The sequence below is a fragment of the Enterobacter sp. kpr-6 genome (assembly GCF_900116015.1).
Classification (GTDB): Bacteria; Pseudomonadota; Gammaproteobacteria; order Enterobacterales; family Enterobacteriaceae; genus Enterobacter_D.
The window spans coordinates 1-18316 of record NZ_FOYH01000002.1; the positions used below are offsets into that span (position 1 = coordinate 1).

General features: G+C 54.9%; 22 protein-coding genes and 1 pseudogene. 1 reads left to right on the top strand and 22 read right to left on the bottom strand.

Annotation, left to right across the window (positions count from 1 at the left end):
• From BM373_RS04620 to BM373_RS04645, 6 genes and pseudogenes are all read right to left on the bottom strand, one after another.
• Positions 1-935, bottom strand: a pseudogene (locus tag BM373_RS04620) (hypothetical protein); the annotation flags it as partial.
• A gap of 24 nt (positions 936-959) precedes the next feature.
• Positions 960-1973 carry a DUF6453 family protein gene (locus tag BM373_RS04625; RefSeq protein WP_090460012.1) on the bottom strand — a complete coding sequence of 338 codons (1014 nt, stop codon included), beginning with the start codon at positions 1971-1973 and terminating at the stop codon, positions 960-962.
• Positions 1970-4663, bottom strand: a complete 2694-nt coding sequence (locus BM373_RS04630) for a phage tail tip fiber protein (RefSeq protein WP_090460014.1) — start codon at positions 4661-4663, stop codon at positions 1970-1972. Before BM373_RS04630 ends, BM373_RS04625 begins: the two co-directional genes overlap by 4 nt.
• The gene (locus tag BM373_RS04635) at positions 4663-5061 is read right to left on the bottom strand and encodes a DUF6950 family protein (protein ID WP_090460016.1); all 399 of its coding nucleotides are present in this window, start codon (positions 5059-5061) and stop codon (positions 4663-4665) included. The genes BM373_RS04630 and BM373_RS04635 overlap by 1 nt, the downstream gene beginning before the upstream one ends.
• Positions 5062-5067: 6 nt before the next feature.
• Positions 5068-5652, bottom strand: a complete 585-nt coding sequence (locus BM373_RS04640) for a hypothetical protein (RefSeq protein WP_090460018.1) — start codon at positions 5650-5652, stop codon at positions 5068-5070.
• Entirely contained in the window at positions 5652-6245 is a 594-nt protein-coding gene (locus tag BM373_RS04645; RefSeq protein ID WP_090460021.1) for a hypothetical protein, read from the bottom strand. Before BM373_RS04645 ends, BM373_RS04640 begins: the two co-directional genes overlap by 1 nt.
• A 162-nt stretch (positions 6246-6407) precedes the next feature.
• Between BM373_RS04645 and BM373_RS04650 the strand changes: the two genes are divergently transcribed.
• Positions 6408-6653, top strand: a complete 246-nt coding sequence (locus tag BM373_RS04650) for a hypothetical protein (protein ID WP_090461060.1) — start codon at positions 6408-6410, stop codon at positions 6651-6653.
• On the opposite strand, the gene BM373_RS04655 is transcribed toward BM373_RS04650, so the two are convergent.
• From BM373_RS04655 to BM373_RS04730, 16 genes are all read right to left on the bottom strand, one after another.
• The gene (locus tag BM373_RS04655; protein WP_090460023.1) at positions 6625-6825 is read right to left on the bottom strand and encodes a phage tail tip fiber protein; all 201 of its coding nucleotides are present in this window, start codon (positions 6823-6825) and stop codon (positions 6625-6627) included. The genes BM373_RS04650 and BM373_RS04655 overlap by 29 nt on opposite strands.
• A gap of 46 nt (positions 6826-6871) precedes the next feature.
• Positions 6872-9364: a phage tail tape measure protein gene (locus tag BM373_RS04660; protein WP_090460025.1), complete on the bottom strand. Its 2493-nt coding sequence runs from the start codon at positions 9362-9364 to the stop codon at positions 6872-6874.
• 38 nt (positions 9365-9402) lie between these two features.
• Positions 9403-9870, bottom strand: coding sequence for a hypothetical protein (locus BM373_RS04665; RefSeq protein ID WP_090460027.1), 468 nt, complete (start codon positions 9868-9870; stop codon positions 9403-9405).
• Between the two features lie 229 nt (positions 9871-10099).
• The gene (locus BM373_RS04670) at positions 10100-10585 is read right to left on the bottom strand and encodes a phage tail assembly chaperone family protein, TAC (RefSeq protein WP_090460029.1); all 486 of its coding nucleotides are present in this window, start codon (positions 10583-10585) and stop codon (positions 10100-10102) included.
• Positions 10585-11082: a phage tail tube protein gene (locus BM373_RS04675; protein ID WP_090460031.1), complete on the bottom strand. Its 498-nt coding sequence runs from the start codon at positions 11080-11082 to the stop codon at positions 10585-10587. The genes BM373_RS04670 and BM373_RS04675 overlap by 1 nt, the downstream gene beginning before the upstream one ends.
• A gap of 48 nt (positions 11083-11130) precedes the next feature.
• The gene (locus BM373_RS04680; protein ID WP_090460033.1) at positions 11131-11496 is read right to left on the bottom strand and encodes a DUF3168 domain-containing protein; all 366 of its coding nucleotides are present in this window, start codon (positions 11494-11496) and stop codon (positions 11131-11133) included.
• Positions 11493-11978, bottom strand: coding sequence for an HK97-gp10 family putative phage morphogenesis protein (locus tag BM373_RS04685; RefSeq protein WP_090460035.1), 486 nt, complete (start codon positions 11976-11978; stop codon positions 11493-11495). Before BM373_RS04685 ends, BM373_RS04680 begins: the two co-directional genes overlap by 4 nt.
• The gene (locus tag BM373_RS04690) at positions 11971-12303 is read right to left on the bottom strand and encodes a phage head closure protein (protein WP_090460037.1); all 333 of its coding nucleotides are present in this window, start codon (positions 12301-12303) and stop codon (positions 11971-11973) included. Before BM373_RS04690 ends, BM373_RS04685 begins: the two co-directional genes overlap by 8 nt.
• Before the next feature lie 2 nt (positions 12304-12305).
• Entirely contained in the window at positions 12306-12491 is a 186-nt protein-coding gene (locus BM373_RS04695) for a hypothetical protein (RefSeq protein ID WP_090460039.1), read from the bottom strand.
• Positions 12492-12551: 60 nt separating this feature from the next.
• Positions 12552-12878 (bottom strand): head-tail connector protein, encoded by a 327-nt coding sequence (locus tag BM373_RS04700; RefSeq protein ID WP_218159464.1) that lies wholly within the window; start codon positions 12876-12878, stop codon positions 12552-12554.
• Positions 12826-13068, bottom strand: a complete 243-nt coding sequence (locus tag BM373_RS04705; protein WP_090460043.1) for a hypothetical protein — start codon at positions 13066-13068, stop codon at positions 12826-12828. Before BM373_RS04705 ends, BM373_RS04700 begins: the two co-directional genes overlap by 53 nt.
• 36 nt (positions 13069-13104) lie before the next feature.
• Complete coding sequence (locus BM373_RS04710; RefSeq protein WP_090460044.1) at positions 13105-14268, bottom strand: phage major capsid protein; 1164 nt, start codon at positions 14266-14268, stop codon at positions 13105-13107.
• Between the two features lie 11 nt (positions 14269-14279).
• The gene (locus tag BM373_RS04715) at positions 14280-14948 is read right to left on the bottom strand and encodes an HK97 family phage prohead protease (protein ID WP_177220132.1); all 669 of its coding nucleotides are present in this window, start codon (positions 14946-14948) and stop codon (positions 14280-14282) included.
• Between the two features lie 17 nt (positions 14949-14965).
• A complete protein-coding gene (locus tag BM373_RS04720; RefSeq protein ID WP_090460048.1) occupies positions 14966-16243 on the bottom strand; it encodes a phage portal protein in 1278 nt (425 codons plus the stop codon).
• A gap of 2 nt (positions 16244-16245) precedes the next feature.
• Complete coding sequence (locus tag BM373_RS04725; protein WP_090460049.1) at positions 16246-17778, bottom strand: terminase large subunit; 1533 nt, start codon at positions 17776-17778, stop codon at positions 16246-16248.
• 11 nt (positions 17779-17789) lie between these two features.
• Positions 17790-18224 (bottom strand): hypothetical protein, encoded by a 435-nt coding sequence (locus BM373_RS04730; RefSeq protein ID WP_090460051.1) that lies wholly within the window; start codon positions 18222-18224, stop codon positions 17790-17792.
• Positions 18225-18316 lie beyond the last annotated feature (92 nt).

Below are 18316 nucleotides of genomic sequence, written 5' to 3' on the forward strand. Positions count from 1 at the left end.
GATTCTTCGAGAATGCCGCGGGCGCGATATTTAAATGAGGCCGCCCGGTACTGCATGACTTCTTCCAGCGCCGCAGCATTATCATCCTGATACTCAATGTCTTTTTTCAGATATTTATCTGATGAGGTGGTGAACGCCACCTGACCAATCCGCGACCCGTCCACCCACAGTTCGAAGGGGTTTGCGCCAACTGCCGTCGGCCCCCCCCAGTCGAAGTTGAAGGAGCTCCCGCCAAACACTCCGTTTATGCCACGGCGGGTGTTGTAGCCGCCGATTATGCGCAGCTTTACCCAGTTTGAGTTTCGGGGCTGTAAATCAAGGTATGCCGATCCACCGACCTCGACCAAATCTGAAGTAAACAGAATATTAGAGGCCAGCCGAAAACTGGTGAGCGAGAGAGAAGTGATGTCGGTATTGTCTCCGGATGCCGCTGCACCAATTCCTGCCCGCGCATTCACAGCATTATTACCGCCGGTGCCACCCTGAATCACGGGAACAACGCCATTAATCAAATCGGCTTTGTTGCCCATATCCGTGGTGAGCTTTTTAAAACTGCTCAGCGTGACCAGGGTACCATCCGGAGCCTCAATGGTAATGTTGCCCGTGCCGGTCATGATTTGCTGCCAGCCGTCCATCTGGGACTGATAATACGTGAGCTGGGCACTGAGACGCCGGGCAAAGTCCGGCACGCTGTCAGTGTAAAAAGACAGGATTGCGTAAGCGCTACCCGCTGCAACGGCACCTGCGCTGCTGGTAAGCGTAAGCTTTGTCGCGCTGTCCACACTCAGGATTTCATACATTTTTACGGTACCGGCGGCAGGCACAAGCAGGGCCTGGCCGGGACCAATGCCGGATTTATTATCCGTCCAGTTTGTTCCTGTGCCGGTCACCGTCACCCCGGAAATGGCGACTGTGCCGTTTTTATACCATGCCATATTGACTCCAGAATTAAGAAGAGATCAGAAATAATCGCTGCCCCAGATAACGGGCACCGTCTTGCCTTTGTAAGAGATCTGCTCCTGCTCAGTAAGGATGTTATCCCCCACCTGAAGCAGCAGTGCCCCGGGGCCATACCCGACATGCTGGTTGTTCATCGCCAGGTTAACCTTCCAGATAAAGCTACGGTCGATGGTTTTTGCGCCCATGCTGGCGAGCGGGATCATCGGGGTGTTTGCCGGAGAGGTGAAGTTTGTCCAGTTACCGACGGCGCTGGGGAGTGCCGCCCACTGGCGTATGATCATCGGCACTTCCTGCGAGGTAAAACTTACCCCGCCGTCCGCGCCATAAATCATCAGCCCCCAGTCAGGGATCGTGGGCGTTTTCACATCAAACACGCAGACTTGCAGCGGAACGCTGAAACCTCCGACCGTTCCCCACTGTTTTCCGGCGGGTTTGTAGCCGATGATTTGCCGGGTCGTGCGATCAAAATACAATCCGATCCCGTCATCAGCACAGTTGCAGAACACCATGGCATTTTCCGAGCAGTTCAGCGTCAGCGTGCCGGTGAACGTGACGCTGTACTGCGCCGTCATAAAAAGCCCGGCGGCAGAGTTCACCACGGCAGGGAATGCACCGCCGGAATCAATAAAAAGTCCAAATCCGTCGCTGGTCACTGGCTGCGGATAGATCGCAAACACCCAGAAACCGGTGGGTGTCTCACGGGGCCCCCAGTTCCCGGTACCGAAATCGGGCACTGAGATTGTCACTCTGCGATCGGCCACGGCAATACTGAGGGGCATCACGCTATAACCCAGGTAAATCGGTGACTGAATGATCACAGCGGCAAAGTCTGTCCACACCACGATTTGAACACCTGCCGGAACCTGAGCCGAAAAGTCAAAGGTCGTTGAAGCGCCCGTGGTAAAACTGACCTCACTGCGGGAGATCCTGCGGATAAACTGCAACGGTGACGCATCCGACACATTCAGGGCCTTGCCGGACGGGGTGAAAACCTGAAGACCAAAATCACTCATTTCAGATACCCCAGCTTAATTTTGATGTTTCCGGCACCGTCGTATACCGCGATCAGGTTATTGGTAATCATCAGTCGGCCACTGCCTGCAATCGAGCCGTTAACCTCAAATGAGCCGTCGGCTCCCATCATCGTCCCTGTCTGTCTGGGGACATAATTGGCCGAGTACCAGCTGCCAATTTTCGCCAGCGTAATCGAGGCGTAATCGATCAGGGCCTCGTTCAGGAACACCTGCCCGTTCTTGATCGCCATCGCCAGCTTCATCGTGCCGTTGCCGGGGTTATAGAAGCCCATGGTGTTGGCGCTGACAAGAAAATAGCTCTGTACCGTCCCGCCCTGCCCTTCAACACCCAGTTGCATGCCCGCCACGTAAGCCTGGCCGTCGCTGCTTATTTGCACCTTTGCGCCCCACTGGGCAGAGAGTTTACCGTTAAGGTCAGCATAAGCGCTGGACACCTGCTGCACCGCCGCGAATGCATCCGCGACACCATCGGCATTTTCATCCACCGTGGCCTGAAGCTGCTCAAACTTCTGGGCGTAGGCAGAGTCATTTTTGACGATGAGCGTGTCGATACGCAGTATCTCAGCTGAGACTTTGCCGTCCTGCTTACGCCTGCGCTGAATATCGGCATCATTTGCCAGCGCAGTTTCGATAAGCGCATCGGTACTGACATCAATCTCACGCGCCAGGTTGTCGAACGCCTCCGAACCCCGGATGCGCTCATCAATCTGATCGAGCAGATCGCCGGTATCAGTTGTGCATGTGGCCGCCACTTCAACGAACGCCGACGCGCCGAAAGCGTTAATGGTGCGCACATACCAGTAGTAGGTGTGATCGATTTGCAGTTCGTTGCTTGTCCAGACCGTTCCCATGCCCGCGCGGGTGGCTCCGGCCTCCACAGTGGCGGTACCGGCATTCGCCAGCCGGGTTTCGCCGGACGTCCAGAAATCAAACTGTGTTGAAACGTTTGTGACGACGTCAAGCCTGGGTTTGAGCGTGACGGCAAAGTAACCCTGCTCCACATCCACCGCCGACGGCGGCGGCGGCGCTTCGATGCTGAACTCAAGATAGGCCTCAGGCGACTCCGCGCCCATCCGGTTAACGGCGATAACATGCGCGGTATAGGTGTCTTTCAGAAGCCCCGTCAGACGGGTAAAAGAGCCCGGCACCTGGATCGCCAGCACAGCCTCGCCGTTCCTGCGGATGATCACCTTGTTGTAAACGTACTGTCCCACGTTCTGCCAGGACAGCACGCCCTGCACAACCTGCCCGATTTCTTCCACCGTGTATTTCAGGTTCTGCGGCTGTGCCACGCCGCCCGGTGAAAGCTGGGTAAAAGGCGGTCGCGTGATGGGTTTGCCAATCGCGCCGCCCCACACACCCGCCGTTTCCTGCTTCAGCGTGATCTGCACGCCGTTCTGAATGCCGAACTTCCAGTCCGTGACGCGCATTTCAACATTGACGATACCCAGCGTCGGAAAATTCACCTTCACGTACATGCCGGGCCGGTAACGGTAGCCGCTGAGATTAAGTGTTACGTTCAGCGTGCGGGAAATGCGGGTGCGCTTGAGTTTAATGTCGGCCAGGCGCTGGCCCTGGTATTCACTGGTCACAAAACGCAGCTTCAGGTCCTGGGTGATTTCAACGCCGTCCTCTGCAACCCACTCGGCTACAGACACCGCGGGGAAATCGACTTCGGAATCGTTCTGCTGCGGATCGATAAAGGTACCTTTGATGGTATTGACGCGCTCTGACTGCGATACCTCAGGCATAATTTCGATATCGCCGGCAAGCTGGCTTTCAGTGATCACTTCGGTAGCCGGGCCGTAATAGGCCCCGGCCAGCATGCCGTGTTTTCCCCCCACATAGGTTGGCTCACCGGCGCAGGCAGCCAGCATCGCATCGAGAATACTGGCCTTGTTCTCAGAGAGATCAAATTCACCATTGATGGTGTAACGCCGCTCCATGGTACCGTCACCGCGTGCCACCATCTCGTCTGAAATGTTGGCCGCTTCCTGAAACTGATCCCAGTTAATTTCGCTGTCGGGTACCTTCAGGTAACTGCGGTAATAATCCAGAATGCACAGCGCGGCGTTGTTGCTGTAAAGGGTCTGCCCGGTGCGCGGGTCATATACCTTCCGCCCGTACTTTTCCACACGCACATTCGGGATACCTGCCGGGAATTTCGCCGCGTCAAATTTCAGGCTCAGGCGAAGCCAGGTGATCCCGCGCCCAGTCATGTCCGGCTTCCACGACGCACAGTTCGCCAGCATATACGGATCAGGCGTCTGGCGATCGGTGTGCACTTCCCAGGTGGCACTGGTACCAAAAGTGCCGATCTCGTCATCACCCAGCAGAATTTTCCCGGTGCTGCTCAGCGGATGCCCGGCCAGCGTGATCGCCAGATGCAGCATTTCGCCATCGGTCTGGGTGCCCGCCTGTTCTTCGGCAAAAAACAGCGTTCCGGCGGAAAGCGTGCGGCCATACACAACCGTCTTCGGACCGGCGGCCGCGCGCAGCACCTGCTTGCGCTCCGCATTATCGCGGTAGGCATCCAGCGACGGCTTTTTTGTCAGCGCCATGGTCGCCACCTGCGCAGCGATTGTGATCGCCATCGCGATGGCATAAGCCTCGTTTGCTGCCGCGATGCCCGCCGCAACAGAAGCAATAACAGGAATGGCAGCAGGCATCAGCGAACCCTCCAGACACTGAGCGGCGTCACCCGTAAACTCACCAGCCCTGATTCACCAGGCACCCACACCGCGCCGCCATAAATGACCCCGGCACAGCGGGAACCGGTATTTTCCACCACCGCGATATCACCGCGCTGTGCCAGCTTCACCGGCACCTCATCGAGATAGCGGGCCAGCACTTTTTCAAGCGTACCTCCCGCGCGAAGAATGGCCTTTTTCGCGCCCGTCTCGTTTTCATAGGTCCCGCGCCAGTCAGCGGCAAAGTCCTCGCCACACATGGCCTGCGCACAGTCCGCAGCAAACAGGCAGCAGTCGTGTTCGCCCCATAAAAAAGGCCGCTCTTCAGCGGCCCTTATCACTGTGATTAATCTGTTATGCCAGTCGGGGTGTTTCATGCATCCTCACGAATAGGTAAAGCCCGGCGCGTCTTTTTTGCTGCCCCAGTAAATGGGCCGCTCAGCCATCTGCGCCACATAGCGGAAAATACGGTCGCCGGGTTGCGCGGCCTGATGCGACTCATCGGTAAAACGATCGGGAAACGGCCGCTGCCAGTCTTCAAAAATATTGCTGACGGTATATTGCAGGGCATTCGTGTCCCCCGCCGTTGCGCCGGTCGAGGATACTTTGCCTTTAAAAATCAGATCGGCCACCCGCGCCACGCCCGCCTCGTCGAGTGCCACCAGATACAGTTCAGCCGGGCGGCCCACGCAACGCTCGTTCAGCGTTTTCGCAAACAGGGACATATCGAGGCCTGACAGCGTCAGCTTCAGCTGGGTCGGGCTGGTTGTTCCGGTTTCCTGCATGTCATCAACCGCGCCCAGGGTGCCGACGCCATAATACACGTAGCCGCCCAGCACCAGCGTCCCGGTGCCGGAATGCACGTAGACGGTCCCGGATTCAAACTGGACCTGCGCGGCGATCACGGCTGTCACCCTGTCGCGGGACAGGTAATCGACCATCTGATCGGAAAAAGGGGTGTACAGCATCAGAACGCTTCCTCAAATTCCAGGGTGTAACTGGTGAAAACACCGGGAACACGGTTACCGGTGCCCTGCTGGTTATCTTTCAGTTTAAAGATGCCGTAGGGAGCCAGTACCTCGATCCGTGCATTAGCCGCAGGAGAACTGCGCAGCATCGGTGCGATCGGGATGACTGCGGTACCACCCGCGGCGCTGGTTACGTCTGCCGTGACCATCTTCAGCTCATCGTTAACCGTGATGTAATCCCCGGCGCGCAGCACCACCACACCCGCCGTCCAGCCTTTTGTCATTAGCATCGTCCCGGTCTGATTTGCATCGGATACCAGTGGTGTTCCGGCGGGCTTATGCCCCTCCCGCCCCCAGTCGCGGATCTTCACCCGCCCGTACTCGCCATCGAGGGAGGCGATCAGCGCATCGATGCGCCGGGATTTATCATCTGACAGGTTATTAAACGTCAGGGCGCACACCCATCGGGTACCAGGAAAGCGAACCGTCTGGGAGGCACCATTGAAGGGACTGCGAAAGGTTTTTGCGTTGCTTTCCGGTCGCCACGTCAGCGATGACGGGCAAATGTCTGCGGGCCATTCGAGCACAGCCATAAATGCTCCTGCATAATTTTGCGCGTACAGGCGCTACTGTCTGAATATCAGGATGTTGCTGATTCAAATCCCTGGGTATGTTGAGTATTCAGCCCGTCAGTGGTGGGACGCTGACGCCCATGATAAAGAGGGATGGCTGATTACCTCTGGAAAAGGAACGAAATGACTAAATATAAGTTTGAAGATGTTGATACCAGTAACCCGCCTAATGCTGAAGAACTTGCCTATGCCCTCATGAGTGCATTTGGGGCGCTTTCTTCAACAGTTGTCGGGAACGATGAGGAAAAGCAGGCAGAGCTATTTAGTAAACTTGACCAAGCCCTGGCCTATAACGAAGGTGCAACAAGCTATGTGGAGCTTGCCAGGTTAGCGCAATTTACTAAATTTTCCCTAACCGGACAGCAGTAGTGCCATCAGCTTTTGTAATTTCAATAGCGGCCTGTATCTGGGCCGCTGTAGTATCCCCCTCTCGGATAAATGCCTTATTGATGAATACCCGACCACCCTCGACAGTAAAATCCTCCCCTGCTAATACCTTTACCTTTTTTTCCAGCGCTTCAACTCGTTGCTCTAAAGTCATAACAAACTCCTGCCTTTCGGCTTATCGAAAATAAAGTTTTGTAGAATTAAACGCCCAGCAGTCGACGGCCCTGCCCCCGGCTCTGGAAATCCTGAAGCATGTCCTGACGGGCCTGCTTTCTGCCTTCGGCTGCGCCCTCTCGTGCGGCCTGCTTCATTGCCTGGATTAATGCAGCATCACCATTACCTGACACATGGATCTCCTGGTGAATCGGCGGGAGCGAACCGCCAGCCCGCCCGGAAACAGCATTCAGTGATTCGTTCACCATCCTGACACCGAGTGAGCCATCAGAGGCACGGGTCAGCGGCATGATCGCTTCCGGTCCGGCCTCACCCATGAGTCCAGCCCCTTTTGCAAAAGCAAAAAGTGTTGGGCTGTTGACGATGCCGTTACTGAAACGACTCAGATCGGCTGATTCGTATACACCGCCTTTGGCATTGAGCCTCACACCGGACGCAGCAGAACTGTAAGCGCCCGATGGCGTGGATCCACCTGCGGTGCCAGCGCCGAAGCTGAACATACTCATGAAATCTGTGCCGGACAGCGATTTGATGGAGTTCACCAGCATCGCGTTAAGCAGGATTTTCTGTAACGACTGAAGCACACTCATCGACCAGTCCTCCCAGTCCACTTTGTTACCTGCCAGTGCTTCCGAGAGGTTATCGACAAAACCACCCAGCGTGGACCCGACCAGATTAGACGCCTGGCTGTAATAGTCGGACGCGCTGTCTATCCAGTTCGCCAGACCATTCGTGGCACCATCAAGCCAGTCGCCCTGAAGCGTATCCAGCTTCTGGTAATAATCCTGCTGCATTGCCAGCCGCTGCTGTAACGCATCGTTGAGCGCGGCGGTTTTTCTGTCATAGAGGTCTTTACTTTCAATATCGCCGCTCTGATATTGCCTTTCGAGCTCACGCCGCTGATCGAGGTAATCAGCCTGAATACCGAGCATTTCCCTCATTCGATCCCGCGCTTTATCGCTCAGGCCTGCGCCTGCAATATCCGCATTGAGTGAAGCAGCACTGTTGGCGTTCTCACGCTGGAGGTTAGCGACAAACTCCGCGACTTTGAGGTTATCTTCGTTAGCCTTTTTGGTAGCATTAAGCTGATCAACCTCTGAAGCAAGTTGCTCCAGGCGAGTTTTCTGAGCCTGATTAAGACCCTCAAGCCTTCCATGAAGAATATCGATTTGTAGCTTTTGAAGCTCAGTGACCTCAACTCCTTTTTTGCCAGTGGTATCAATCAACTCTTTCTGGCGAAGGTAGCTTTGCTCTGTGGCCTTGAATGCGTTTTCGAGTTTTTTAGCACCAGCATCAGGGGTGGTTTTGCCGTTTGTTTCATTAGCCCCAAGTGCAAATGATTTGCTATCAGCAACAGTCGCTTTACCAGTTGGCGGAGCAATGACTTTATTATTCTGTTGAATAAGTTTTTCGCGCTGCGCTACTAGGTTTTTGATCTCATCATTTAGGGTTGCAACGCTATCATCACCACCGGTCAACCAAGAAACAAATGATTCACCCTGTGAGTAAATACCTTTCCTGTTAGACAAATTATTTTGGAGGTAGCTTATGCGCTCGTTTATCTGATCAATATTCGACAGGTCAACATTCCCTCCAAGTGCCGCAATACGGTTAGAAGAATAAGCGGCTAACCTTCCTGTCTCGGCAGCAGCTTTCGCCATGAGTCCTGACAGCTCTGCTATTTCACTAACAAGCGACACTAATCCCTGTAATACTTTAGGATCGGTAAAAGTAGATTTAATTTTATCAAGAGAATTACTTAGACCAGAGAGATCAACCTTAGCCAAGCCACTGGCAATTTCTATTTTCAATCCTTTAACTTGCGATTCTATGTCTTGAAAAACCTCATTTACTTTAATCAAGTCATTGATAGATTCAGGTGTGGGAGCTACTCCATAATCTTTAGCTTGCTGAATAAACGCTTTAAGTTTTGCATTATTATTATCAAATAAAGGCAGCAACTTTGACAAGTCATTCCCTAAACTCTCCAGAATAGTTGTCTTTTCAGCATTTGTTCCTATCTTACTTAGGGCTTCACCTATAGCTAAGAGTTGTTCGTCTGGAGCCGATTTTGAAAGCTTGTCCGCTGATAGCCCTAACGCATTAAGCGCGTCTACAGCTTCTCCTGACTTATTAAGAACAGCATCACCAATTTTATCGCCAATGTCCTTGAAGATATCGGCCATGTTATCGCCCGATACTCCAGCTTTTTCGGCTGCAAATTGCCAAGCCAATAACTCTTGTGTTGAAATGCGAAGGGATTTAGCCCAGCGATCAGTTTCAGTAATTTGCTCAGATGTTGATTTTAATAACGCAATACCTGCCGTTCCGACACCAATAGCAGCCGTTGCAGTTGCTGCTCCTAATGTAGCAATGGCAGAGCCCGCAGCCTTAACATCCTGCTCAACCTGTTTTCTCCACTTTGTTGAAGAGCGCTCCGCCTTGTCCATGCCAGCAACAAAACCACCAACCTTTGCTACGAGATCGATCGTCAAAGTTCCAAGTGATTTACCAGCCATGTTTGCTCCATAAAAAAACCCGCCTAAGCGGGTTGTATTTAACTATTTTCTTTAAGTCTTTCTGTTAGTTTACGCCGAAAATCTTTGCGTAAATCTTCTGGTATCGTGCCCTCCATCCTATCTAGCATGGGCCCGTTCATGAGCAGTATTTCATTAACACTGCTTCTTCCATGTTTTTTCAATAGCATTAACGATAATTTATCTATTGAATTTAAATCAAGATATTGGCCGTTCTCCGTTTTATTCAGAACAAATTCCCCAGTCATATTATTGATTGGTGAATAATCTATATCAGGAACAGATTTTCTCTTTCTCAAAGCAGAAATTAAAACACCCGCTATAAATAATACACCGGCTATCACAATTAGGTTTTGCTGTTGCGCCAGTAAGCCAATATTATTTACACGTGTACCATCTCCTACTGGTACACTAACGTCCATAAAGAATAAAGCGTACAGTGCCAATATCACTCCGCTTACTGATAATAGCCATCCAGCGTTTTTCATTTCGTGCCCTCTCAGATACTTTTTTAAAAGGGTAGCAGGATTAGCGGAATGACAAAACCATGATAATGCTAAATCCAAGTCTTCATAGCATCTTCCAGAGAAACAGCGGACTCGCCAATGTGGGGGGCGAAATCACTGATACTGAATGCCGGGCTGTCCGTTCCTTTATTGACGTTAGCCAGCACAGAAGAGATCAGCGCTGCCCCCCACTCGGTGCGCATCATCGGATTCAGGCTGCCGTATCTTTCTCTGTATCTAGCCCAGAGCTGAGACTCTCTGAAGCTGATCGCTTCCCGGGCTTCGGCGATGGTTCTGCCGCCGATGCCGTTGAGGACGAGCTCACACCAGAACTCGTCTTCGGCGCTGAGCTGGTACTCTTTCCCAGATCGTTAACCTCCTGGATAGCCACCAGCAGGGCGATAGTCAGCGCACCATCGAGCGCGCCGCGATCCGGGTCTGCCTCGCCGGTAATATCTGCCGGAGTAAAGACCGGCTTACCTTCTTCATCGCAGATCGAGGCAGCGATGCGCCCGGCCACGCCATCTACCCGTCCGTTTGCCGCCATCACGTCAGTCATTGCGCTGTGATAACCCAGCGGGCGGATATACACCGTTGCGGTGAAATCCTGATCGCCCTGCTTCCAGGTGATTTCTTTCTCAACCGGGCGGCCGGTAAAGGCCCCCGCCTGCTTCAGTGAATCAAGTGTCAGTTTCATTATGCGCTCGCTTTAGGGATCCAGACCGCGCCGCCGGAGCGCTGAATTGAAGCCGACGTGGACACGACCGTGTTTGCCGAGAAATCAAACGGGAAATCGCCCACATAACCTTTGAAAACAAACCAGGTGCGGTCCTCCGGCAGTACCAGCCCGTCTACCGCTCCGCTGGCTCCGTTCGCGGCGGCAGTCGGGGAAGACTCACCGTCAGACCAGCCAATAGCGAAAGTCACATCCTGATCTGCTTCATCGTCCGACAGGGACAGATTATGCAGCATGATATGGCTGGCATTTTTCGGATCGGCGTTAAGGGTAAGTGAAGCCTGTCCGGGCGTGCGCAGGCCGCGCTTATAAGTGCGATCGTTTCTTTCAGAAAGACAGGTATCTTCAATCTGATCGGCAGGGTTGCTGCCCGGCGAAAAAGCGGTGATGCATTCAATTTCGCTTACCGCCCCTTTCACGAGCACGAAAAGTTGTGTGCCTTGCGTTAATACAGACATGCTGATCTCCGGGTATAAAAAAACCGGCTCATGGCCGGTATTGAGGGGTTAGCGTTTCACTATCCAGTCAACGTCGAATGAATAGCGATAGCGTTTTGTTTCGGGGTCCTGCTCCTGCCCGCCCCAGCGCGTGATGTGCGCGTGCGGCTCTATGGCATCGCGCAATGCTGCGGCGACGGCGATCACCTCATCCACCGTGTCGGCATACGCATCGACCTGCAATGTGAATGAGTCCACATCGGGCCGCTGCGTCAGGTAATTTTCTGGTGCCCCGGTTACGTTCTGCCAGACTGCATAGGGGTAAACGACCACAGTGTCCTGCATGCCGAACGGATACAGGCGAAGCATGCTGCCGCCCAGCAGCGCCTGGACCGCAGGACTGGCAGCGCAGACCGGGAATATCGGCGCGATCATGGTGGCACTCCCTTTTTACGGGCGCGTTTAATAGCGCGATCGAGGCCTTTTTCGTACTCATCCGCGAAGGTGTTGACAACCTCGTTGATGCTGGTTTCAGCCGCCGGCCGCATAAAAGGCTGTGCCCGCATTTTCTCGGTACCGAACTCAATCAGACGCCAGTGCGGAGTCGGGGCGTTTTCACTCAGATCCGGGTGATTTTTCAGTACAGCGCCATGCTGCACGCCGATCCGAAAGCCGAGATTACCGGTACGCCTGAACAGGCGGCCATTCCAGCGCTGCGTCACGTTTGCGGCAATGCTGCGGCCGGTCCCGGGATCGTCGAGGCGGCTGGCGTTCTCTTTCGCTTTTTCGACAATCACATTACCGGCGCGCCGCAGCGCTGCCCGTCCGCCACGGCGACGGAGATCGTCACTGACTGCATCGAGTTTCCCCAGCAGGGACTCAAGGCCCGTAATGCTGAAATCAACGCCATCAGCCATCGTTTACCCCCCGCGAACACGGCAGCGTCAGATATTCCCGGCCGCTTTTGTCATCCTCAAGCACGCCGTGAATGTTGTAGATGCGGCCACGGTGAACGATGCGGTGTTTATCCGTGACGTCATCACGCCAGCGAATGGTGATGCGTGTTGTCACCTCACTCTGCCCGGCCTGCGCTGCGACAAAATCACGCGCGGATAAATCAACGACACTCGCCCACAACTCCTTCACATCGGCCCAGCCACTGGTGACAGCGCCCGTCACAGGGCTTTGTGTTTCCACTGGCTTCTGAAGCATGATGCGTCTGTTAAGTTTTCCGGCCTGCATGCTTACCCCCTGGGTTTACCACTGAGGTAGGTGTGCACCGGGGAATCGATGGTGGTCGTTTCAATCTCTTCCACCATTGACTGGTAAATCACCGCCACCAGTGCCTCGTTTGACTCCGCCAGCCGGGTCATCGCGGCGGTCTGCGCTGCCATCGCTGCCAGCAGGCCGTTTACCTGTTGCTCGTTCATAGGCAATGTCTCTCCATTTTTTCAGCCACGCACGGCGGCGCTCACACCCGGCGCAGGCCATCAGTGCCACCGCCGGTGGCGTAACAGCAGCGCTTCAACGCCGAGCGGTGTTTCCGCCAGGTTCTGGGCCGCCGCTTCGCGGTTTGCGTACCAGTGACCAATCAGCAAAAGCATTGCCGCCCAGATCCCAGGAGTGAAAAGAACCTCACGAGGAGGTTCTTCTCCTTCCACGGGAGTGGTCAGCGCTTCAACCAGCGAACCGTCGCAAAACTTCTCAACGTAATCGATGGCTGCCGCAGAATAGGCGGCGATCAGCGTGCTGTCGTCGTCACTGTCAACCCTGAGATGATTCCTTATCTGTTCCATCTGCGCGGCGCTTAGCTCCACTTTTACCTCCGGTTTTGGCTTTAGGTGGCGGCTCAGTATCGGTGGCTTTTACCGGTTCGGCGTCAACCTCTTCAGCAAGCAGCAGTTTTACCAGCGCTTCGCCGATCTCTTTTTTCACGATGCGGGTTTCACCCTGGGAAACCGTACCGAGGTGATAATGCGAGAACATACGGAGAGCTTTAATTTTCATAACGTTTACGCGGCCATTGCTGACCGCGCCCTTCTGTTATTCACCGGAACCGACGGCAATATCACCGGTAACGATGGCGGCAGGACGATAGTGCGCCAGCGCCAGACGCTCTTCGCACAGGATGGTCAGCATGTTTTTCACGAAGTTATCGCGATCCTGGTTGCTGATTTCGATGGTGGCATCCATGCGGTCCCAGACCTGAGAGGCCAGGCCAAAAGCACCCACGGTGAATTTACCTGCGGCCTGCGCCGTGGTGGACACTACCGGCAGCCCCCAGAGCAGTTTCGAGGCAAACGCCTGCGGGCCGCCGAGGATGTAGTTGCCGTTCGCATCCTTCAGCAGCGCAATGCGGTGCCAGTCTGCCGGGTTGAGGACAATGCCATCCGCTTCGAACTCGCTGAGCGACACCTGATAAATAGCGTGTGCCAGCACGTCAGCGCCCGTGTCACCGGAGGCATTCAGTTCCGTTTCGTAGTCGTTGGCGACCACGTTAAGGCCCTGAAGGTTGTCACCGGAGCCGTCCCCGTTCAGCATCTGGTTCTCTTCCACCAGCGCCAGGCCATACATCATGCGGGCATTGATGTAAGACTCCAGTGCCGGAGCGTCGTCCATAATCTGACGGGATGCCTGGATCCAGTGGGCGATGGTCTTCACGTTCGCCGTTTCTTTGGTGAAGGTGATGTTACTTTCCGGCTTGAGGTTGCCCTCCGCCACTGGTGCAGCAGCGTTGGTAAACACGTTCTCACGGACATACTCCAGCGCGTTACTGGTAATACGCCCCTGGGCCAGCAGATCACGCACGGTCAGGCGGCGAAGACCCGGCATAAGGATCCCCGGCTGCTGCTGCGGCAGAACCAGCGCACCGGCGGAGTTAGCACCGGAACCGATCGCCTTATCAAAGCTGGTCACTTTCGCTTTGGTACGCGAGCCGTCCCAGCCTTTCATCAGGTCTTCGGACACGCGCTGTGCAAAAGACTTTTTCGCCGTCTGATCGGGCGAGTTACCCGCCAGTTTCTGTTCGAGATCGAACAGGCGTGTGCCGGTGGCTTTCAGTTCTTCCTGCGCTTTGGTCAGATCAACCTGAAGTTGCTGATTGACCTTACCGTTTTCGTTAATGGATTTGCGCTGCTCTTCGATGAGGTCCTTCACTTCTTTCTGTGAATTCTCAATCGCTTTTTCGAGGGTGGCTAATTCAGACATGTGGTGCTCCGTTATGCGTTCCGCAGATTAGCGGCAAATGAGGTTATGCGCTGTGCAAGCGCGTCAATGTCGCCGCTACCGGACTCGCTCCGGCCTGCGGACTTAACACTGGCGAGAAACGCCTGTGCTTCTGCACGCGACAGCCCTGCTGACTCCCTCAGGAAGGCTTCCGCGTCACGAATGGTTTTGATTGTGCCGATGCTTTTCATGGCGGAGACGCCCGCCAGCTCGTTGGCGGGGAACGTGCAGACGCTGATCTCCCGCAGGTAAGAGATGTTTTTAAAAATCAGGCCCGTGGTACCGACGCTGTAATCATCTTTCGATACAGAGAAACCGACCGACATACCTTCAACCGTGCCGTGCTGCATGGCGGCTTTCAGATCGGATGAAACACTTAGCCCTGGCGTGAGCTGACCTTTCACATACAGGCCTTTCTCATCCTCCTGGAGTGTTTCCCATTTGCCGACCGGGATCTCGAAGGTGCGGTGGTTAAAGAACATCGCGACCTTGCGGCTCTGCGTGGCAAGCGTGTTCCTGAATGCACCCGGTAAAATGATGTCGCCATCAGAGTCTGTGTTGTTAAACACGGAGGCGTAGCCTTCAAAAATGCCCTGGCTGCCATCGCCTGCGAATTTGATCTCTGCCTGGTTAAAGGACAGGGTTTTCTGGATTTCCGGCATTGAAGCCCCCATAAAAATTAAGCCCCTTCAGTGAGGGGCTTAGTGTTGGTTCCGAGATCGGTAATCGGGATGTTCTGCGACTGGCGTGTTGCCACATCGCCACCGGGCAGGGGCGGCAGGTTGTCGAGCCGTCGCACTTCATTAACAGTACGGATCCCGGTGTTAACCATGATCTGCATAAACGATGCCCGGCTCGTGGAATCGCCGCGCAACAGCCCATCGAGATTATGTTCAGCGTGAATACTGCCCTGCTCTGATTCTTTAACCAGCCAGCGTTCAATGCTGTATTCCCACCGGTCAAGGTAAGGTTTGAGGGTGTACTGGAGGAAGCCGAGGTTTTGCTGCTCGATGCCAGTACCCCAGGATGTCGTTTTATCCACATCACCGACAAGGTGCGGCGGCACGCCGTAGAAACGGGCAAGCTCAGCAACCTGAAATTTACGCGCAGCCAGAATCTCGGAATCCTGAGGTGAAACGCCGATTGACTGCGTCGTAAAGCCACTCTCCAGGATCCACAGGCGCTTTTTAACCGGGCCGCCAGCAATCTCTTTGAAGTTTTCTTCCAGCTGGCCGCGCTGCTCTTTGGTCAGCACCTTGCCGTCAGTCATCAGGATCTGCGGAGACTTCGCACCGTTCGCGAAGAACTCGCGCTGGTTGTCCTCCATGGCGATAGCTACCCCAGCAGACTTCGCACTGAACGCCAGCGGTGAGAGGCCGGTCAGTCCGTTGAAGCCAAAACCCTTGAGATGGAAGATTTCTTTCTGCGTAAAGTCGGCGTATTCCGTATCACGACGGTAGCGGTAGATAACGGCCTTACCGTTCTCACTGAGCCTCACCTCCATATTGGCGCTCATCAGCGGAACCATGCTGATAACGTCGCCGACGCTGTTTCGCTCCACGTGTGCGTAGGCATTGCCGTAAGCGCAAAGCTGCATGGTCATGGCCTCGCGGAACTCCAGTGCGGTCATGAAATTGTTAGGCCGGAATCGCAGCAACTTTGCGAGAGGATGCGTGCCCGGCGCTTTGCTGCGCTTATCATCTTTGGTCTCGTAGACATCAAGGGGTAACGATGCAGTGACGGTGGAGATCAGACGGATACAGGCCCACACCGTGCTGATTTGCATGTTGCGCTCATCAGTAACGACGGATTCACCGACAACGCCGTGCGCAGAGGTGCCTGCCATCTGAGAGCCTTTATCTGGCGTGACCAGCCGGCCACCGGTCAGAATGGAGGCCATGCGCGCCCAGAATGGCGATCGCGTTCGCAGGTCAATGCTGTAATCGGTATCTGCCATTTTTACACGCTCAAAAAGTTGTAAATAAAATCGTTAACGTCGCCCTGATCTTCAACCTCGTCGCTGGTCTGCGCGCCGATGGACATTGCCAGTGCGACCATGCCATCGATACGCCCGCTCGATTTGCCCTTCACAAACTTGCGGTTTCCTGCGGGGTCGGTGATGACCGTGGCATTCTTGGCGCACATTTCGAGGATGGGATGGTTGCCGTGCTTCAGCTGCGCGCCGAGCAGCTTTGCTTCAAGCTCACGCAGCGCAGGTGACATGGACACAAACCCCTGGCCGAACTCCACAAACCGCTCAAGCTCGGCTTCAGTAAAACCGGCATCAATCAGGTGCGGACGAAGAAAGCGCATGTTGTAACGGTCAAACGCCAGCGCCCTGACATTGCAGATGTCAAAAACGTGACGCAGCTCGCGGGCGATGAAGGCGTATTCAATGGCCTTGCCTGGCGTCGTGTTAAGAAATCCCTGCTTCGCCCAGATGTCATAGGGCACGCGATCGTTACGCGCTTTATCTGCCAGCCCCTCTTCGGGCAGCCAGAACTTGCAGTGCACATCACCCTGCATGGTATTGAGCACCAGCGCGGTCAGGTCCGACACGCTGGAAAGGTCGAGACCACCCCAGACGGTTTTACCGGTTAAATCGTCCGGTTCCTCCTTGTTCATATGCCATACGGTCTGGCTGACAAAGGGGCTTTTCGCCTCCACCCTCCGGTTGAGGACAAGGTTTTCAAACTCAGCCTGCCGGGAAGGAAGGCGTTTAGCGCTGGCGGCCATATCCAGCACTTCTTTCTGGTTCATGAAAACATCAAAGGCCGGATTCGCGGCTCTGATAGCCTCCACGGAAAACGGGTCGATATCTTCCGGCGCGGTCTGGAGCCTGACCACTGTGCGCGGGTCAGCGCCGGTCAGCCCGTCATCAATCAGCAGGCTGAGCAGGTCGCTGGCGTCGGGTGCCTGGGTGCTGATGATCACGGAAATCGGGTTATCCTGTGCAGCGGTCGCCGTTTCGAGCGCTTCATAAAGCGGATCGCGCGGCCCGCGCACCTGCCCTAACTCATCGTGCGCCACAAAACGCGGCGAGAAACCGTAAGCTGTTGTGGCCTCGGCGCTCAGCGCGCGGTAATACGAACCCAGCTCAGGGCAGTGGATCTCTTTGGCCGAATCCTTGATCGCGACGTACTGCATCAGTCCCGGGTTCATCCGGCACATTTTTGACGCGAGATTAAAGAGGATTGCAGCCTGATCGCGTGAGCGCGCGGCAGAGTAAAGCTGGGAGTTCGGTGCCGCTTCCGGCCCGACCAGGTAAAGCAGCATCAGCATGGCGGTTTCCACCGTCTTGGCGTTCTTGCGCCCCCTGCTGATGATCGCGCGGCGGGTGCCGTGCACGTTATCAAAAATCGCCCTGAAGTCATCCTTCATGAAGTCGGCCATTTTCAGCCGCTGCCCGACAAATTTGCCTTCAGGGATCAGGATGTTCTGTTCACACCACCGGATATTTCTCTCAGCCCGTGTGAGGGTCTTCTTAGCCATCGGCACCAGCCTTAATCAATTTCCCAGGGCTTCTTCTCTCGCGGCAGATTGTTATGCGCCCGCCCCACGGTTTTGGGATCGGAAGTTGCCTGGCGCGTGATCCGCAGACGGGTTGCCAGTGAAGATGCGGAACGGACTTCCCGCTCCCGCATGGTCAGCAGCCGGTCGTACCGCTTCAGGCCATCCTCGCGGGACAGCCATTCCAGCTCGAACGCTTCAAGCTGCGTGGTAATGAGCCGGGCCTGCACGACGTGGCGGCAGTACATCTCCATCATGTCGCGGTGTGTTTCGGTGAACGAGCTGGCCGGGTTGTCATTAACCAGACGGATCCAGACAGTGATCTCCGGATCGCTCAGGTGCAGCGACGGCTGTAATCTGCTTTCAGCCAGTGCCGGCAGCGAGACGGCAGACGTCGCAGCCAGAGACTTTCTGCCTCGCTGTGCCATCACTTTTTCCTTTTTTTCTGGACGTTTTTAAAAAAAAGACTGAGGGCGCGGTCTTTAAGATTTTGCCGTCAGAGTTTTACCCCTCCCCCCAC

What these genes read in the sequence shown, in the direction of transcription:
- BM373_RS04645 (WP_090460021.1), bottom strand. Translation starts at nt 6,245, where the DNA reads ATGGCTGTGCTCGAATGGCCCGCAGACATTTGCCCGTCATCGCTGACG.
- BM373_RS04640 (WP_090460018.1), bottom strand. Translation starts at nt 5,652, where the DNA reads ATGCTGTACACCCCTTTTTCCGATCAGATGGTCGATTACCTGTCCCGC.
- BM373_RS04730 (WP_090460051.1), bottom strand. Translation starts at nt 18,224, where the DNA reads ATGGCACAGCGAGGCAGAAAGTCTCTGGCTGCGACGTCTGCCGTCTCG.
- BM373_RS04675 (WP_090460031.1), bottom strand. Translation starts at nt 11,082, where the DNA reads ATGTCTGTATTAACGCAAGGCACACAACTTTTCGTGCTCGTGAAAGGG.
- BM373_RS04705 (WP_090460043.1), bottom strand. Translation starts at nt 13,068, where the DNA reads ATGAAAATTAAAGCTCTCCGTATGTTCTCGCATTATCACCTCGGTACG.
- BM373_RS04635 (WP_090460016.1), bottom strand. Translation starts at nt 5,061, where the DNA reads ATGAAACACCCCGACTGGCATAACAGATTAATCACAGTGATAAGGGCC.
- BM373_RS04695 (WP_090460039.1), bottom strand. Translation starts at nt 12,491, where the DNA reads ATGAACGAGCAACAGGTAAACGGCCTGCTGGCAGCGATGGCAGCGCAG.
- BM373_RS04670 (WP_090460029.1), bottom strand. Translation starts at nt 10,585, where the DNA reads ATGAAACTGACACTTGATTCACTGAAGCAGGCGGGGGCCTTTACCGGC.
- BM373_RS04715 (WP_177220132.1), bottom strand. Translation starts at nt 14,948, where the DNA reads ATGCCGGAAATCCAGAAAACCCTGTCCTTTAACCAGGCAGAGATCAAA.
- BM373_RS04630 (WP_090460014.1), bottom strand. Translation starts at nt 4,663, where the DNA reads ATGCCTGCTGCCATTCCTGTTATTGCTTCTGTTGCGGCGGGCATCGCG.
- BM373_RS04725 (WP_090460049.1), bottom strand. Translation starts at nt 17,778, where the DNA reads ATGGCTAAGAAGACCCTCACACGGGCTGAGAGAAATATCCGGTGGTGT.
- BM373_RS04690 (WP_090460037.1), bottom strand. Translation starts at nt 12,303, where the DNA reads ATGCAGGCCGGAAAACTTAACAGACGCATCATGCTTCAGAAGCCAGTG.
- BM373_RS04660 (WP_090460025.1), bottom strand. Translation starts at nt 9,364, where the DNA reads ATGGCTGGTAAATCACTTGGAACTTTGACGATCGATCTCGTAGCAAAG.
- BM373_RS04655 (WP_090460023.1), bottom strand. Translation starts at nt 6,825, where the DNA reads ATGACTTTAGAGCAACGAGTTGAAGCGCTGGAAAAAAAGGTAAAGGTA.
- BM373_RS04625 (WP_090460012.1), bottom strand. Translation starts at nt 1,973, where the DNA reads ATGAGTGATTTTGGTCTTCAGGTTTTCACCCCGTCCGGCAAGGCCCTG.
- BM373_RS04650 (WP_090461060.1), top strand. Translation starts at nt 6,408, where the DNA reads ATGACTAAATATAAGTTTGAAGATGTTGATACCAGTAACCCGCCTAAT.
- BM373_RS04685 (WP_090460035.1), bottom strand. Translation starts at nt 11,978, where the DNA reads ATGGCTGATGGCGTTGATTTCAGCATTACGGGCCTTGAGTCCCTGCTG.
- BM373_RS04720 (WP_090460048.1), bottom strand. Translation starts at nt 16,243, where the DNA reads ATGGCAGATACCGATTACAGCATTGACCTGCGAACGCGATCGCCATTC.
- BM373_RS04665 (WP_090460027.1), bottom strand. Translation starts at nt 9,870, where the DNA reads ATGAAAAACGCTGGATGGCTATTATCAGTAAGCGGAGTGATATTGGCA.
- BM373_RS04710 (WP_090460044.1), bottom strand. Translation starts at nt 14,268, where the DNA reads ATGTCTGAATTAGCCACCCTCGAAAAAGCGATTGAGAATTCACAGAAA.
- BM373_RS04680 (WP_090460033.1), bottom strand. Translation starts at nt 11,496, where the DNA reads ATGATCGCGCCGATATTCCCGGTCTGCGCTGCCAGTCCTGCGGTCCAG.